13 protein-coding genes and 2 pseudogenes are annotated in these 16710 nt (G+C 41.2%); 10 read left to right on the forward strand and 5 right to left on the reverse strand.

Features of this window, described 5'->3' with window-relative positions; all coding sequences use genetic code 11:
* Window positions 1–179: 179 nt before the first annotated feature.
* Window positions 180–287: pseudogene (locus B9T33_RS16335) on the forward strand (nitroreductase family protein); the annotation flags it as partial.
* 244 nt (window positions 288–531) lie between these two features.
* Window positions 532–642, forward strand: a pseudogene (locus tag B9T33_RS16340) (nitroreductase family protein); the annotation flags it as partial.
* A 195-nt stretch (window positions 643–837) separates the two neighbouring features.
* Here B9T33_RS16340 and B9T33_RS03465 read toward each other — a convergent pair.
* On the reverse strand, window positions 838–1155 hold the full coding sequence (locus B9T33_RS03465) for an NGG1p interacting factor NIF3 (protein WP_086177555.1): 318 nt from the start codon (window positions 1153–1155) through the stop codon (window positions 838–840).
* Window positions 1156–1182: 27 nt separating this feature from the next.
* Window positions 1183–2073, reverse strand: a complete 891-nt coding sequence (locus B9T33_RS03470; protein WP_086177556.1) for a LysR family transcriptional regulator — start codon at window positions 2071–2073, stop codon at window positions 1183–1185.
* A 172-nt stretch (window positions 2074–2245) separates the two neighbouring features.
* Here B9T33_RS03470 and B9T33_RS03475 point away from each other — a divergent pair, with 172 nt between their 5' ends.
* The gene (locus tag B9T33_RS03475; protein WP_086177557.1) at window positions 2246–3988 is read left to right on the forward strand and encodes an FAD-dependent oxidoreductase; all 1743 of its coding nucleotides are present in this window, start codon (window positions 2246–2248) and stop codon (window positions 3986–3988) included.
* A gap of 39 nt (window positions 3989–4027) precedes the next feature.
* Here the strand turns inward: B9T33_RS03475 and B9T33_RS03480 are convergent, their stop codons facing one another.
* From B9T33_RS03480 to purL, 3 genes are all read right to left on the reverse strand, one after another.
* A complete protein-coding gene (locus B9T33_RS03480) occupies window positions 4028–4711 on the reverse strand; it encodes a hypothetical protein (protein WP_086177558.1) in 684 nt (227 codons plus the stop codon).
* Window positions 4712–4947: 236 nt separating this feature from the next.
* The gene (locus B9T33_RS16640) at window positions 4948–5076 is read right to left on the reverse strand and encodes a KGW motif small protein (protein WP_265733588.1); all 129 of its coding nucleotides are present in this window, start codon (window positions 5074–5076) and stop codon (window positions 4948–4950) included.
* Window positions 5077–5390: 314 nt separating this feature from the next.
* On the reverse strand, window positions 5391–9227 hold the full coding sequence (gene purL, locus B9T33_RS03485; RefSeq protein WP_086177559.1) for a phosphoribosylformylglycinamidine synthase: 3837 nt from the start codon (window positions 9225–9227) through the stop codon (window positions 5391–5393).
* Between the two features lie 512 nt (window positions 9228–9739).
* Between purL and B9T33_RS03490 the strand changes: the two genes are divergently transcribed.
* The 7 genes from B9T33_RS03490 to tolA all read left to right on the forward strand — a co-directional run bounded on the left by B9T33_RS03490 (window position 9740) and on the right by tolA (window position 16477).
* Window positions 9740–11080 carry a deoxyguanosinetriphosphate triphosphohydrolase gene (locus B9T33_RS03490; RefSeq protein WP_086177560.1) on the forward strand — a complete coding sequence of 447 codons (1341 nt, stop codon included), beginning with the start codon at window positions 9740–9742 and terminating at the stop codon, window positions 11078–11080.
* Window positions 11081–11192: 112 nt separating this feature from the next.
* The gene (gene ruvA / locus B9T33_RS03495) at window positions 11193–11795 is read left to right on the forward strand and encodes a Holliday junction branch migration protein RuvA (protein WP_086177561.1); all 603 of its coding nucleotides are present in this window, start codon (window positions 11193–11195) and stop codon (window positions 11793–11795) included.
* Window positions 11796–12076: 281 nt separating this feature from the next.
* A complete protein-coding gene (gene ruvB / locus B9T33_RS03500) occupies window positions 12077–13078 on the forward strand; it encodes a Holliday junction branch migration DNA helicase RuvB (protein ID WP_086177562.1) in 1002 nt (333 codons plus the stop codon).
* Window positions 13079–13479: 401 nt separating this feature from the next.
* Window positions 13480–13887, forward strand: a complete 408-nt coding sequence (gene ybgC / locus B9T33_RS03505; RefSeq protein WP_086177563.1) for a tol-pal system-associated acyl-CoA thioesterase — start codon at window positions 13480–13482, stop codon at window positions 13885–13887.
* A gap of 29 nt (window positions 13888–13916) precedes the next feature.
* Complete coding sequence (gene tolQ / locus B9T33_RS03510; RefSeq protein WP_086177564.1) at window positions 13917–14615, forward strand: protein TolQ; 699 nt, start codon at window positions 13917–13919, stop codon at window positions 14613–14615.
* Entirely contained in the window at window positions 14615–15064 is a 450-nt protein-coding gene (gene tolR, locus B9T33_RS03515) for a protein TolR (RefSeq protein ID WP_086177565.1), read from the forward strand. Before tolQ ends, tolR begins: the two co-directional genes overlap by 1 nt.
* Window positions 15065–15067: 3 nt before the next feature.
* Window positions 15068–16477, forward strand: coding sequence for a cell envelope integrity protein TolA (gene tolA, locus B9T33_RS03520; RefSeq protein ID WP_086177566.1), 1410 nt, complete (start codon window positions 15068–15070; stop codon window positions 16475–16477).
* Window positions 16478–16710: the final 233 nt, after the last annotated feature.

Below are 16710 nucleotides of genomic sequence, written 5' to 3' on the forward strand. Positions count from 1 at the left end.
GACGGAATTTAACGAGTTTTGCAGATGACAATGGTTTTGCCTACTTTTCCCGAAAGAAAAGTAGGTCGAACCGAAGGTTAATTCTAGCAATGAATTTATAATGATAAGACTCCGTATTAAAGATAAAAACTTAGAAGATCACATTTACCATCTGAATAAACTCAAAAGTAGGCTTTCATAATTTACATCAATACTCTGTGATGATTCGTGCAGGTAAACGTTCGAAAGATGGTGTGTTCTTCCCACAATATCGTTTTGACCGTGAGCTGTTTATTCAGAAGGTTTGATCGCAACATTGAATCCATCAACATCGTTTGATACACGCATGGCGACATGGATGTTGCCCCTGTTAGACTGTGGGACAGGAAGTCCCATCAGTCTAACATAGGGCTTTTGTTACTTTTCGCCCGTGAAAAGTAAATACTATCTACACGTTTATATAAGAATTAATCTCTGAATATGGCGATCGTGAGATGCGACATTAATACTCAACATCTACCATTTTAATAAACTCAAGCGGTGGCTCTTAATAATGTATTGCAATATTTTATGATGGTAATAAGTGCAAGTGAATGAGCGCAAGATGGTGTGTTTTTTCCGCAGTATCGTTTTGACCGTGAATTATTTCTTCAGAAGGTTTGATTGCAACATCATATCCATCAACATCATTTGATATACGCATGGCGACATGGATGTCGCCACTGTTAGACTGTGGGACAGGAAGTCCCATCAGTCTAACAAAGGGCTTTTGTTACTTTTCGCCCGTGAAAAGTAAATATTATCTACACGTATACCTAAGAATATAATCTCTGAATATCGCGATCGTGAGATGCGACATTAATACTCAACATCTACCATCTGAATAAACTCAAACGCTGGCTCTTCGTAAGGATGAGTCGTTTTTAATGCCTTCGCCACATGACTGGCTTTATCCTCAGGAACAATCATTTCAACTCGCCATTCAGGAATCTGCTCCAAAGAATCCAACTCCCCAATAAAAGGACTCGCACCTTTCACAGGCTTAAATTGCCCTGTGCCAAGCACTTGCCATGCGCAGTGCTCATAATTACCTATGCCACCCGCTCCTGCTTCAAACACTGCCAATTTTGTGGCTTCAAGATGTGATTCAGGTACGTAATAAATTAATTTCAACATGATTTATTTTCCAATGTCTTCTCATTTTTAATGCGAAGTTTCGTCATTCTGCTGACGCAAGGTCTGGGTAATAATGTCTAAAGCTGCATTTTGTGATTTTTTCGCATAAGTTGCGTATAAACCTAATTCGGGTAATAACAAATCAGTTTGAATGACTTTGACCTGTGGATTGAGAAACTTCAGTAAATATTCAGGGACAAAACTAAAACCCATGCCCATATTAATGAGGTTCAAATGTTGCATAACATTGGTCACCCAAAGCATATGATCATGTTGTTGCTGATCAAATGGAATCAACGCATTTAATTTTTCATAAAATACGGGTGAGGAATTTTGCTCACACATAATCACATGATGATTTTTCAATTCTTGTAGTTTTAGTACGCGGTTTGATGGATGTAAAACGTCTAATGCCACCAAATAGATTTGTTCACTCATCAAGTGAATATTTTCAAAATCAGCGTGCTTTAATTCAAAACGAGTAAATGTTAAATCCAGTTCTGCATTTTTCAATGCTTGGATTTGCTCTAAACAAGTCAAGCTATGCAGATGAATTTTTAAGTCAGGATTACGCTGTTTAATCTCAGCCAAAATACTGGGCATCAGCTTAATTTCAGCTACATTTAAAAAACCAATATGAATCTGATTACTTTTCCGCTGGGCAATTTGTCGTGCCGCAGCAACTGCCAGTTTTGAGCTTTCAATGGCATTGATTGCATGTGGTAAAAATGCTTCACCTTCAGCCGTTAATCTAACATTACGTGCACTGCGGTCAAATAATGTCAAACCGACTTCTTGTTCTAAGTCCTTAATTTGCTGGCTTAAAGAGGGCTGCGCAGTAAATAATTTATCTGCTGCTTTCGTGAAACTCTGTTCTTTCGCCACGGTTACAAAATATCGTAAATGTCGAAGTTCCATTGCATTTCACCTAATTCATTCAACACTAAAATCAATACATCGATTGTCTAATAGTGGAAATTTATATACATCCAGACTTTAAACCAATACCCATTTCAAGGCATACAAGGCTTAATTACACTCAAATGAGAACGGCAGAAGCCTATTCTAGCACCACAGAGATGGATCAAGTATGACACAGCTTTTCGATACCGATGTACTGATTATTGGCACAGGCCCTGCGGGTTCAACCTTAGGTTTGGCACTCGCTAACTATGGCATTAAAGTTCAACTTTTCACGCAGTTTAATTGGTTAGCCAATAGTCCTCGTGCGCATATTACCAATCAACGTGCAATGGAAGTCCTGCGTGATTTAGGTATTGAAGAGCAAGTCCTTGAAATCGCAACGCCTTGGGATCAGATGGGTGAAAGCCTCATTACCACCAGTTTGGTTGGCGAAGAAATTGCCCGTCTCAGCGCTTGGGGTACAGGTGATGAACGTCATGGTGATTACATCAAAGGTAGTCCTTGCCCATTGGTGGATTTGATTCAACCAAAAATGGAGGCATTGCTGGTTAAAAATGCTGCCGAGCGTGGTGCAATTTATAATTTTAATACCGAATATTTATCGCATGTTCAGGATGAACATGGTGTCACTGCTACTTTTTTAAATCGTATCACCAATACTGAATTTACTTTGCGTGCCAAGTATTTGGTCGGGATGGATGGTGCTAAATCTCGTGTATTAGAACAACTTGATTTACCGCTTGAAGGGATTATGGCACGGGCTGGAACGGTCTATGTGACGTTCAAAGCCGATCTTTCACAGTATGTGAAAAATCGTCCTGCTATTTTGCAGTGGATTGTGAATCCTGAAGCAAGCTTTGGCGATCTAGGCATGGGCTTACTTCGTGCTCTCACCCCTTGGAATGAATGGATTATGGGCTGGGGTTTTGATATTTCCAAAGGCGAACCTCAAGTGACTGAAGAACAAGTCCGCGCACGTTTAAATACATTTGTTGGCGCTGAAGTTGAAGATGTCGAAATCCAAAAATTGTCGTATTGGTACGTAAACCAAACGTGGGCAACAGAATATTCTAAAGGCCGTGTGTTCTGCGGTGGTGATGCCGTGCATCGTCATCCTCCTTCAAGTGGTTTAGGCTCAAATACCTGTATGCAGGATTCGTTTAACTTGGCTTGGAAATTAGCTTATGCCGTGAAAGGCTGGGCTTCTCCTACCCTGTTAGATTCGTATACTGCCGAGCGTGCTCCTGTAGGTAAGCAAATTGTCGCGCGTGCCAATCAATCACGTTTTGACTATAAACACCTGAAAGAAGTTTTTGGTTTTGACCAAGGCATCACTACGCAAAAGCAGATGTTAGAACGTATTTTTACTGAAGATGAACAAGGCGCAGAAATTCGTAAAAAACTCTTTGAAGCTTTAGAGATTAAGCATTTTGAGTTTAATGCTCAGGGCGTAGAGCTGAATCAACGTTACATTTCAAATGCAATGATTGCTGAATCAGAGCCTGAGATCTTTGAAAAAGATCAGCAGCTTTACCTCCAAGCAACGACTCGTCCAGGGGCAAAAGTTCCACATACATGGTTGATTGATGCCAAAGGCAACAAACAATCGACTCTTGATATAACGGGACATGGTCGTTTTACCTTGCTGACAGGACTTTCAGGCAAAGGTTGGAAAACTGCTGCTGAATCGTTAAATCTACCTTATTTAGATGTGATTCAAGTTGGCTCCCGTGACTATCGTGATGTGTATGGCACGTGGAATAGCAAATCTGAAATACATGAATCAGGTGCAGTGTTGGTTCGTCCAGATGGTTATGTGGCATGGCGCTACCAAGACAGTACCAATGATGCTTTTGATTATGAAAATACGTTGAAGGCGGTGTTAAAGCAGGTTCAATTGGCTATTTGAATGAATGAAAAAGGCCATCAAATGATGGTCTTTTTATATTTACATTTTATCTAGTTGAATTTTTATGTCATATAATTTTGTATACGCATGTATTCCCTGAATTAAATCTTTCTTTGCAAGCCCGCTATTTTTATATTGCTCATTAAATCTCATGAATGATGCTACATTTTCATCGCTTAAAGCTATAAATAAATGTGTTGGTGTATCTAATTCATCAAAACTATTTTCTATTGTTTTAGAACTTTGATGTATTACATTTAATTTTCCATACTGACAAATTAATAAGACATGAAGAACATGTTCAATTTCACCTCTAAGTTCATTTACTAATTCAAATTTTTTTATTTGATCAAAAAAGTGAAGAAAACTTACTATCCTAGGATCTATTCGATCCAAAGTATTCTGAGACCCTTGCATAATCTGTGGAAGTATTAATCTAAATAATTCTGTTCTAGCTTCCTTTAATTCCTCTATAGTCTTTTCAGCTTCCGATCTTAATTCTTTTAACTTGACGCCATTTCCTGCAATCGAAAACTCCTGCACCTCTGCAGCGAACGCGATAATCAGGCCAATTACAGCAAATCCAAAGCTAAACGCAACAAATTCAGCTCCCGATATTTTCTCTAAAGAAATTAACAGCCATAAGCCGCAAGCTATTCCGAGCAAACTAACAACAACGCCAAATGCTGTATTACCTTTTAAACTGTTCTTTTTAGTTTTCAATGTTTAACTCATAAATATTATATTTAATACATGATAACAAAAGAAAAAAAATAATTACTAATATTTGATCACATGACTAGCGACATGTATGTCACCAGTTAGATTGTGGGACAGAACGTCCCTTCAGTTTAACATAGAGTTTTTGTCTTACAGAGCAGTGCTACTCATACCCTGTCAAAAGTAAATGAATCCCAAAATAAAAAACCGCCTCACGGCGGTTTCAATTGTCCCAATATTTACATCTGCAACGCATAACCCAAAACTAAAAACATCAACTGTAAACACACGACTACACCAAAAAGCTTCCAGCCCTTTTTACGCAACGCAGACTTATCAACTGCCGAATATTGCACTGTTTTAATCATGTCATCACCTCATCATGAGTGTTGATACTGAACTCGTTTAGTTATCCATCTTTCTTTTATCTTGCATAGTTATTGTGCATAAATTACACACTAGCATGTTTCCACAAATATAAAAGCAAAATCTAAACCAAGTTCAGTGGGAGAAATAAAAATTTAAAACTAACAAAAAACCACCCGCAGGTGGTTTAAAAAACGAAAGCGATTATATGTGTAAAAACAAGCATTCACAATAATTAATATATCTTTTGGTAAATTTTTACCATAAAAAAAAGCCACCCGAGGGCGGCTCTTTTCTATGATTCATCTATCTAAGATTAACCAATAAATTTACGTGCATTACGGAACATACGTAACCAAGCACCATCTTGATCCCAATCTTCAGGTTTCCAAGAATGCTGAATCGCACGGAAGTTACGTTCAGGGTGCGGCATCATAATTGTTGCACGGCCATCTTTCGAAGTTACACCAGAAATCGCTTCTGGTGAACCGTTCGGGTTCAATGGGTAGTGCTGAGTCGGATTACCTTGGCTATCTACATAACGCAAGATTACTTGATCACCCGCATTCAATGCCTCAATGTTATCGCTGCTAGCAACCACACGGCCTTCACCATGCGCAACAGCGATCGGAAGAATCGAACCTTCCATGCCTTCTAACAATACAGAGTTTGATTTTTCTACACGTACGTTTACAGCACGCGCTTCAAACATTTCAGAAGTATTGCGATGGAAACGAGGCCAAGCTTCTGCACCCGGAATAAGCGGAGCCAATTGAGACAGCATTTGACAGCCGTTACAGATACCTAAAGAGAAGGTTTCGTCACGGTTGAAGAATTTCTCAAATTGGTCACGTAGTTTAGGGTTAAACAATACTGATTTCGCCCAACCACCGCCTGCGCCCAATACGTCACCGTAAGAGAAACCACCACAAGCCACTAGACCTTCAAAGTCATCAAGGCTGATACGACCAGCAAGCAAGTCGCTCATGTGTACATCAACGGTATTGAAGCCAACTTTGTCGAATGCAGCAGCCATTTCGACATGACCATTTACACCCTGCTCACGCAGAATCACCATGTTTGGACGGCGTTCGTTGATGTACGGCGCTTCAATAGGCTCGTTCAAATCAAATGTTGGTTTTGCAATTAAACCTGCATGTGATTTATCCGCGATTAACGCATATTCTTGATCCGCAGTTTCTACGTTATCACGTAAACGTTGGATTTGGTGAGACACTTCAGTCCATGCTTGTTGCAATTCAACACGGTCTAAGTTCAAACCATTTACAGTTAAAGTATCTGTAGTGTTTACAGTACCTACAACTACAATTGCATCTTTTAAGCTAGATGCTGCAACTTCAGCTTCAAGTGCTGCCCAGTCTGCTTTAGAAATTTGCAATACGGCACCAATTTCTTCTGCAAATAGAGATTCAACGGATTGATCTTCTAAAGCCACACCTAAGCGTGATGCAAACATCATTTCAGCAACAGTTGCAACCAAACCACCATCACCAATGTCATGGTAAGCCTGAATTAAGCCACGGTTGTTCCAGTCTTGAACCAATGCAAAGAATGCTTTGAAGTCATCAAAGCTGTCTACATCTGGAGTAACTGAACCGATTGCTTTGTAAACCTGAGCTAAGATCGAACCGCCAAGACGGAATTGACCTTTAGACAAATCTATACGTACAAGTACTGAATCTTCATTTTTAAGTTCAGGTGTCAATGTTTTGCGAACATCAGTCACTGGTGCAAATGCAGTGATTACACCTGACATTGGAGAAGTTACAGACTTGTCTTCGCCTTCGTCATTCCAAGTGGTACGCATAGACAATGAGTCTTTACCGACAGGAATTGCGATACCTAGTGCAGGACACATTTCCATACCGATGGCTTTTACGCCTTCGAATAATGCTTGGTCTTCGCCAACTTGACCTGCAGCCGCCATCCAGTTTGCAGACAATTTAATGTCACTGATTTGGTCGATTTTTGCAGACATGATGTTCGAAATAGATTCAGCAACTGATAAACGCGCTGACGCAGCAGGATTCAGCAATGCTACAGGTGGACGTTCACCCATTGCCATCGCTTCACCTGTGTAACCTACAAGGCTTGTTGTTGTAACCGCAGCATCCGCTACAGGAACCTGCCAACGACCTACGAACTGATCACGTGCAACCATACCTGTAATCGAACGGTCACCAATAGTGATGAGGAACGATTTAGAAGCAACAGTTGGATTTTTCAGAACGCGGTAAATCGCATCTTTCAGGTCAGTGACTTTTGAAGCTTCGAAGTCGTCGCCTTTACGTTCAACAGTTTCATACGAACGGCTCATACGCGGTGTACCACCAAGCATCACTTGCATTGGCATATCCACAGCTTTGTTTTCGAACAATGGATCTTCAACTGTTAAGTGACGCGCTTCAGTCGCTTCACCCAATACCGCAAACGGACAACGCTCACGTGCACAAAGTGATTCAAATAATTCCAAAGAACTTGGGCGAATGGCCAATACATAACGTTCTTGCGCTTCGTTCGACCAAATCTCCATTGGAGACATACCTTTTTCAAGCGAAGGAATTTTACGTAGATCGAGTACCGCACCCAATTCGTGATCATTTACCAGCTCAGGCATAGCATTTGAAACACCACCCGCACCAACGTCATGCACAGATACGATTGGGTTGTGATCTTCCATGCGCCAGCAAGCATCAATCACTTCTTGGCAACGGCGTTCCATTTCTGGGTTTTCACGTTGTACAGAAGCGAAATCTAGGTTTTCACCCAATTTACCGCTATCTACAGAAGATGCTGCACCACCGCCTAAACCAATCAGCATTGCAGGGCCACCCAGTACGATCAGTAAATCGCCTGGTTGAATCGCATCTTTTTCTACATGGTCAGGACGGATGTTACCGTAACCGCCAGCAATCATAATTGGCTTATGGAAGCCTTTTACATCGCCATTTACATTTTGTTCAAATGTACGGAAGTAACCATTTAATGCAGGACGACCAAATTCGTTGTTAAACGCTGCACCGCCCAATGGACCTTCAATCATAATTTGAAGTGGAGATGCCATACGAGATGGTTTACCGTAGTTTTCTTCCCAAGGCTGTTCAAAGCCCGGAATATTCAAGTTAGATACAGTAAAACCTGTTAAGCCTGCTTTTGGCTTACCACCACGACCTGTTGCGCCTTCATCACGGATTTCACCGCCCGAACCTGTCGCAGCACCCGCAAAAGGTGCAATCGCTGTAGGATGGTTATGTGTTTCCACTTTCATAAGAATGTGAGCAGCTTGGCTCTTATATTTATAAACGTGGTGACCCGTTTCAGCATCTTGTTTTGGATAGAAACGCTGCGTGTCAAAACCCACAATCACTGATGCGTTGTCTTTATATGCCGACAATACATCTGTAGGTGATTCTTTATAAGTGTTTTTAATCATTTGGAACAATGACAATGGCTGAACTTCACCATCAATTGTCCATTCAGAACCAAAAATTTTATGACGGCAATGTTCTGAGTTCGCTTGGGCAAACATCATGAGTTCGATGTCATGCGGGTTGCGACCCATTTTTGTAAAAGCTGCTGTTAAATAATCAATTTCTTCATCAGACAGTGCAAAACCAAATTCTGAGTTGGCTTTTACCAGTGCTTCTTTACCTTGACCCAAAATATCAATTGAGTTTAAAGGTTTAGGCTCAGTCTCAGAGAAAAGTGCTGCTGCATCTTCAATTGCATTGAATACGCTTTCTGTCATGCGGTCATGCAATGCCAGTTTTACTTCGTCTGAAACAGCATTTACGCCCTTCAAAGTAAACAAAACACCGCGTTCAAGGCGATGAACCGGTGTATTACAGTTGGCGAAAATATCTGTTGCCTTCGACGACCACGGAGAGATTGTCCCAACGCGTGGCGTCACTAATATTTGGACTTCATCACTTGCTGGCTGGCGCAATTCAAAAGATTGACCATCATTAAGTAGCTGTAAAGCGGATTGCTGTTGCTGTTCGCTCAGCGCTTGGTCAAATAGATAGACCAACTGGCTTTCAATTTCTTGAACAGAACTAATCGAAGATAGACGTGTTAATAGTTGCGTTTTCTTAAAAGAAGAGTGTGCTGATGCACCGGCCACGATAAACATGCTGATTTTGGCTCCACGGGCTGGTCTTTTGAACCAAGCCGCAATGTGACTTGAAGAGAGCGCACATTCTACTGTGTATTGCTGAAATCAGCTAGATGGGAAAAGCATTTTCTGTTCGAGAATGACACGAGATTTTTAAATTTTGTTTTTATTTTCAGTCAAAAAGATTAAATACAGCAGTGCAGGTTAGCACAAAATAAATTGTAAAAAACATTAATTGAAAATTAATATCAAATTTAGAATTTTCCGGCTTTCAAGTCCACGTCACCATTGTGCTATGAATCACCTAATAGTCTAGCCAATGAATAAAATTCATCTAAAAGATACCATTCATTAAGATGAATACTGCTGTACCTACCCGCCTCAGTAGCAAGCTAATTGTGTATTTGATTAAATTTTCTTTGCTCAATACTAATACCTTTAAATAAAGTGACAAGCTATGACGCGACCCACTATTACTTTAGTCACAAGTTTGGCATCATAGTTTTTAGTAAATAAATGAATAACGATAAATGACTCAAATGCGTTGGCTTGAACTGTTATCAACAGTTCGTCTTGGTAGTAATAAACATAGTTCTGAACAGGCACGTAGCCCATTTCATAAAGATTATGATCGCATTATCTTTTCGCAAAGCTTTCGTCAGCTTAACCGTAAAACCCAAGTTCACCCACTCACACAACACGACGGTATTCATACGCGACTAACCCATTCACTTGAAGTTTCGTGTATCGGTCGTTCACTCGGCATGCTCGCTGCTGAAAAAATCAAAGACGCACTTCCAATGTGGATTTCTCCTGCCGATGTTGGCGCGATTATTCAAGCCGCATGTTTGGCACATGATATTGGTAACCCACCTTTTGGTCATGCAGGTGAGTATGCGATTCGTGAATGGTTTGATGATGCTTCACATACAGACTTTCTCAGAGATTTAAGTCCTGAAGAAGAAGCCGATGTACGTCAATTTGAAGGTAATGCACAAGGTTTACGCTTACTGACTAAAATTGATTATCACCCCAATGCAGGCGGTATGCGTCTTACTTTCGCAACATTAGGAGCTTACTTAAAGTACCCATGGCTATCCAAAACCATTGCTTCTCAAGGTAATACGCCTGCCAGTCAACGTGCCAAGTTTGGTTGCTATCAAGCGGAAAAGGAAATTTTAAAACAAATAGCTGAACAGCTCGGACTCATTCAACTTGGGCCAGACCATTACTGCCGTCATCCACTCACCTATTTATTAGAAGCAGCGGACGACATGTGCTATGCCTTAATTGATCTAGAAGATGGCATTATTTTAAACATGTTGTCTTATGAAGAAGTTGAGCCAATTTTTCTCAGTCTTTTAGGCGACTATAGTGTTCCTATTGAACTGTCGATGCCTGATACCACATGGCAACAAAAGATTGCTGCATTACGTGGTCGCGTCATGAAGCGTTTAGTTGAGGAAGTGACGACTGCTTTTGCTCGTCAACATACTGAAATCTTGTCGGGGCAGCTGAAAGGCAGCTTATTGCAATACTGTAGTGCTGACATAGAAATGGGCATCAATCGTGCCAAAGAGCTTGCACGAGATAAAATTTTTGAACATCCACACAAAGCAGGATTGGAAATTATTGCGCATCAAAGTCTACAAAATATTTTGGATGCCTTTATTCCTCTTACAACGCCAAATAAAACCTTAAGCTTTAAAGAGCAACGCTTGATGTCGATCCTGCATCGCGCGGGGGCGCATTTTGGAATTTCACATTATGACAATATTATGCAAGTACTCGACATTATTTCGAAGTTCTCCGACCATCAGGCTTATAACTTAGCGCAAGAGTTACAAGGCAATAAGGTTGGGTTCTTTTAAATCTTATAGAAGGCAAAGGCTAGTAATTCACTGGCCATCACGCTAATCTCACAACAAATTGAAAAGATGGGCAATTGCCCATTCCTGAACTGAAATAAAGCGAATAAATCAAATGATCGGATGTTTAATTGGCGAAGTGCTTGCACTGGAAGCACCAACAGTATTACTCAATGTAAATGGTGTGGGCTATGAAATTGATACTCCACTTTCTACATTTTGCCAGTTACAAAAAGGTCAGAAAGTCACTTTATGGACACATCTTGCAGTTCGTGAAGATGCACAACTCCTTTATGGCTTTAGCAATGCTCAAGAAAAATTAATTTTCCGCACTTTACTTAAAGTGAATGGCGTTGGCCCAAAAATGGCTTTAGGCATTCTATCGACCTTAAGCGTTGAAATGCTGATTCATACTGTAGAAAATGAAGACGTAAATACGCTGGTTAAAGTACCGGGTGTCGGTAAAAAAACTGCTGAACGTCTAATGATAGAACTCCGCGACCGCTTTAAGGCAATGTCATCTGGTGTTGCTCCTAGCAACTCAACAGCCACACAAATTCAATTTACAGGTAACTCTGCTGTTGCTGAAGCAGAAGCGGCATTGCAATCATTAGGCTACAAACCAATTGAAGCACAAAAATTAGTAAATGCAGCCAAAGGTGACTTTACTGAAGCCAGCGACATTATTCGTGCTGCATTAAAGTCGATGAATAAGTAAACCTTTATACGCTGAATCACAATGATAGAGTGATACGCGAAAATGTCATTCGCAACTGTTCGAGACAGGAAGCTTTTGCAAGATAATGTTTCTGCGATATAGTTGATTCGCATCAACATTCGACGAGTTTTGCGAATGACAATGGTTTTGCTTACTTTTGCCGAAACAAAAGTAAGGCGAACCGCAGGTTATTCCTGAAGTAAAAATAGTATTGAAAAGACCCCGCCATGCCTAACGCATGTTTTTTGTTTTTTTAAATCGTATTAATTGAAGCCAAACTTATGCAAGACCGTCTTATCAGTGGTTCAGAAAAACCCGAGGACCACTTCGACCGTGCCATCCGCCCAACGTCACTAGAAGACTACATCGGACAACCCGTTGTTCGTGAACAAATGGAAATTTTCATTGGCGCTGCTCGTGGCCGCGAAGAAGCCCTCGATCACACCCTTATTTTTGGCCCACCGGGTTTAGGTAAAACCACACTTGCCAATATTATTGCGCGTGAAATGGGTGGCAACCTAAAATCTACTTCAGGTCCAGTTCTTGAACGTGCTGGTGACTTAGCTGCAATGCTGACCAACCTTGAAGAAGGCGATGTACTGTTTATTGATGAAATTCATCGCTTATCACCTGTCATTGAAGAAATTTTGTATCCAGCAATGGAAGATTACCAACTGGATATCATGATTGGTGAAGGCCCTGCTGCACGTTCAATCAAACTCGATTTACCACCATTCACGCTCGTTGCCGCAACGACACGTGCAGGTTTGCTGACCTCACCATTGCGTGACCGTTTCGGGATTGTGCAACGCCTTGAATTCTATTCGGTGAAAGACTTAACACATATTGTGAATCGTTCAGCAAACTTAATGGATGTGCCTATTACAGATGAAGGTGCACAAGAAGTTGCTCGTCGTGCACGCGGTACACCACGTATTGCCAACCGACTATTAAGACGTGTTCGCGACTATGCCCAAGTCAAAGGCACAGGCGAAGTCACCCAAGACATGGCACAGCGTGCGCTCGACATGCTGAATGTCGACAAAGATGGTCTAGACACTTTAGACCGCCGTTATCTTTCAATGTTATTGGAACGTTTTGATGGCGGGCCTGCGGGTGTTGAAGCTTTGGCAGCAGCCATGGCAGAAGATTCAGGCACATTGGAAGATGTGATAGAGCCATATTTAATTCAGCAAGGTTATGTCATGCGTACCGCACGTGGACGTATTGCTACCAATATGGCGTATTTACAGTTTGGTATGACACCGCCAGAACCGAAATAAAGATCAGATATGGGAGTATAAAAACTCCCTATTCTTTAAATATTTTTTAAATTTTACAATTTTTTGTGACATGTTGCTGAACTAAAAAACTAAAGATACCAATCAAAAACAGGCTATTGCTAGATATATTGCTGCATATTTAAATGCACTTATAAAATAAAAATTAAGTAGATTATGAGCAGTAGCTTTAATTGAATATAGAGTGCTTATATTTAAAGAACATTCACAAAGTTTTATGCGAGTTGAAACCTTGTGCCATTGGACTGATGACTCACGGTGCTAAACTGCCCGTCATTGATGTACTTGACGATTTAAACATTTAAAGTCATGTTTTCACATGATGAATTTTTTTAGTTTCAGTGCAGCCAAAAACCAATCAGATTTAACAACGGAACACTCTCATGGCGAACAAATTCGAATTCAACATTCGTGTCTATATTGAAGATACAGATGCAGGCGGTATCGTTTATCATGCCAACCACATCCGCTTCATGGAGCGTACACGTACAGAATGGCTTCGCGCATCAGGCGTTGATCACTACTGGCATCAAAAAGATTATAATTTTGTCGTACATAAAATTAATGTGAAATATTCACGCCCTATATTAATGGATGACCTGATTACTGTTACAGCAAGTGTAGTTTCGTGTAAGGCTACGTCATTTGTATTGCAACAAAATATTTATCGTGGTGATATGATGCTGGCATCAGGTGAGGTAGAATTGGCATGTATCAGTTCAGAGATGAAACCACGTCGCTTACCTGATGAAATACGTGAACTAATTCAGAAAGAATTGGAACAAGATTAAAAAAATATTATTTGGCACATGTAGTAACTATGGCAACTCAACTCGAATCAACACTTAAAGTTTCAGATCTTATCCTTCAAGCAAGTCCTGTCGTTCAATTGGTAATGCTCTTGCTTTTATTGGCCTCGTTGTTCAGTTGGTATTTGATTGCCAAGTTACACATGAGTTATAAAAAAGCCCAAGCAGATGATGAACATTTTCAAAAAATTTTCTGGTCTGGTGCTGAACTCAATACGCTTTATAACAATGCTCAACTCAACTCAAAACGTGTTGGCCTTGAAGATGTGTTTTATCAAGGTTTAGGCGAATTTTTCAAACTTAAAAAACGTAATGCTTCATCTGCTCAGTCAGTTGAAGGCACAGAGCGTATTTTACGTGTAGGCTTAAGCCGCGACCAAGGGCATTTGGAAAATGGTCTTGGTGCCCTCGCAAGTATTGGTTCAGTTGCACCTTATGTAGGTTTATTTGGTACGGTTTGGGGCATTATGAATGCCTTCATTGGCCTGGCAGATGTAGACCAAGTGACACTTGCAACAGTAGCTCCTGGTATTGCTGAAGCTCTAATTGCCACTGCAATTGGCCTATTTGCTGCAATTCCTGCGGTATTAGCGTTTAACCATTACACAGCTAAAGGCGAAACGGTTTATAATAATCGGGCGCTATTTGCCGAAGAAATGGTTGCGTTATTACAACGCCAGTCAGTAGGTTCGACTCAGGACAATGACTAATGGCTATTCAACGTTCTGGACGCTTTGAGCGCATTAAAAAACCATTAAAAAGTGACATGAACGTCGTGCCATATATTGACGTCATGCTGGTACTTTTAGTCATCTTTATGGTGACTGCCCCAATGATTACCACGGGTGTTAAAGTGGACTTACCACAAGCCAATGGCACACCTATGCAGGCAGAAGACCGCCCTGCTATTGTGACATTAGAAGCTGATGGCACAATCAAACTTGAAGATAAAGCCCACAGTAACGACGTGCTTACACTTGATGAGCTGAAAGCAATTTTGACTGAATCACAAAATCAAGCCACTGAACAGAAAAAACAAATGAGTGTGCTCATTAACGGCAGTGAATCTCGTCCTTATGGTGAAGTCATGAAACTCATGTCTGCCCTTCAGGATGCAGGATTAACACAAGTAGGTTTACTGACTGAGCCATTAAAGTAATTTATGAACGATTTTAAAAAGCCGCCGTTTAAACAAAAAGCTGTTGCGATTGGCTTCACGCTTGGCGTGCACGTTATTGCAGTAGTTGGCTTACTTTATTTGGGCATGAGTAAACCGCCTGAGCCTCCAAAAAAAATCACGACGGTTTTAGTTAAACCAGAAGATTTAAAACCGGTGACGCGTGAAGAAACCCAGTTTGATGAAACAGCGCATGAAAATGTTGCTGAACACATCACTCAAACAGCTGAACCAAGTGTAGAACCAGCACCTGAAATTCCAACTTCTGCACCACCAAAGCCAGCCGAAACACCTAAAGCCGATCCACAAATTGCGGCACAGCAAGCACTCTCCGCAGCCAAAGCACAGCAACTTGCTGAACAAAAAGCTGCTGATCAAGCCAAACGCGCTCAAGAACAAGCAAAAGCTGCTGAAGCTGCAAAATTAAAAGCCCAACAAGATGCAAAAGCAGCAGCGAACCGCCAGCTTGCAGAAGAAGCTGCAAAAGCCAAAGCTGATGCAACAGCTAAAGCCAATGCAGACGCTGCAAAACGCAAAGCTGCAGCAGATGAGAGAGCCAAAGCCGAAGCCTTAAATAAAGCCAATGCAGATGCCAAAGCGAAAGCTGAAAAAATTCGTGCCGATGCTATAAGAAAAGCAGAAGCTGATAAAGCTAAAGCAGCTGCAACAGCCAAAGCGAAGGCTGATGCTCAGGCAAAAGCCAATGCAGATGCTAAGGCAAAAGCTGATGCTAAAGCGAAAGCCGATGCTCAGGCCAAAGCCAATGCAGATGCTAAGGCAAAAGCAGACGCTAAAGCGAAGGCTGATACTCAGGCCAAAGCCAATGCAGATGCTAAGGCAAAAGCTGATGCTCAGGCCAAAGCAAATGCTGACGCCAAGGCAAAAGCAGACGCTAAAGCGAAAGCCGACGCACAGGCCAAAGCAAATGCTGACGCCAAGGCAAAAGCAGATGCTAAAGCGAAAGCCGATGCACAGGCCAAAGCAAATGCTGACGCCAAGGCAAAAGCAGACGCCAAAGCAAAAGCCGATGCAGAAGCACGCGAACGTGCAGCTGAGGAAGCCAAAGCATCATCTGCCCGCAAAGCCGCTGAAGAAGCCGCACAGAAAAAAGCTGAATCTAAAAAGATTGCATCAACGGCTAAAAAAGATTTTGAAAATAAAATCAAACGTGCATGGGATACACCTTCCGACTCTGCTGGTAAGACCGCGACTGCTCGAGTAACACTGGCAGATAATGGTTCCGTCCGATCAGTAATCGTAAATTCTAGCGATCCCGATATGAAAGCCAGTATTGAAGCTGCCGTTCGTGCTGCTGCACCTTACCCTATGCCAAGCGATCCAGATGCTAGAGCTGAAGCACGAAGCTTTACTTCAACCTTCAAATCTTCAAACTAAGCCTTTTAGATCCCTGCATACGTTGCGGGGATTTTTTAATTTACGTCAAGACCCAATCATAAAATACGAAAACACTTTTTTATTTTCGATACGATTACCTATCGATGCTCAAAAAATTCCTGAAAACCGTTCAATTCATATCTCTTCTTCGACGCTGCCCAATCAGGTTTTCATCAATTTTTTCTTATATCTAATTAAAAGAAAATGGGCCTGCAAATACCATCAGCATAGCT

It is taken from the genome of Acinetobacter sp. ANC 5054 (genome assembly GCF_002135295.1).
Classification (GTDB): Bacteria; Pseudomonadota; Gammaproteobacteria; order Pseudomonadales; family Moraxellaceae; genus Acinetobacter.

What these genes read in the sequence shown, in the direction of transcription:
- B9T33_RS03465 (WP_086177555.1), bottom strand. Translation starts at nt 1,155, where the DNA reads ATGTTGAAATTAATTTATTACGTACCTGAATCACATCTTGAAGCCACA.
- B9T33_RS03470 (WP_086177556.1), bottom strand. Translation starts at nt 2,073, where the DNA reads ATGGAACTTCGACATTTACGATATTTTGTAACCGTGGCGAAAGAACAG.
- B9T33_RS03475 (WP_086177557.1), top strand. Translation starts at nt 2,246, where the DNA reads ATGACACAGCTTTTCGATACCGATGTACTGATTATTGGCACAGGCCCT.
- B9T33_RS16640 (WP_265733588.1), bottom strand. Translation starts at nt 5,076, where the DNA reads ATGATTAAAACAGTGCAATATTCGGCAGTTGATAAGTCTGCGTTGCGT.
- purL (WP_086177559.1), bottom strand. Translation starts at nt 9,227, where the DNA reads ATGTTTATCGTGGCCGGTGCATCAGCACACTCTTCTTTTAAGAAAACG.
- B9T33_RS03490 (WP_086177560.1), top strand. Translation starts at nt 9,740, where the DNA reads ATGACTCAAATGCGTTGGCTTGAACTGTTATCAACAGTTCGTCTTGGT.
- ruvA (WP_086177561.1), top strand. Translation starts at nt 11,193, where the DNA reads ATGATCGGATGTTTAATTGGCGAAGTGCTTGCACTGGAAGCACCAACA.
- ruvB (WP_086177562.1), top strand. Translation starts at nt 12,077, where the DNA reads ATGCAAGACCGTCTTATCAGTGGTTCAGAAAAACCCGAGGACCACTTC.
- ybgC (WP_086177563.1), top strand. Translation starts at nt 13,480, where the DNA reads ATGGCGAACAAATTCGAATTCAACATTCGTGTCTATATTGAAGATACA.
- tolQ (WP_086177564.1), top strand. Translation starts at nt 13,917, where the DNA reads ATGGCAACTCAACTCGAATCAACACTTAAAGTTTCAGATCTTATCCTT.
- tolR (WP_086177565.1), top strand. Translation starts at nt 14,615, where the DNA reads ATGGCTATTCAACGTTCTGGACGCTTTGAGCGCATTAAAAAACCATTA.
- tolA (WP_086177566.1), top strand. Translation starts at nt 15,068, where the DNA reads ATGAACGATTTTAAAAAGCCGCCGTTTAAACAAAAAGCTGTTGCGATT.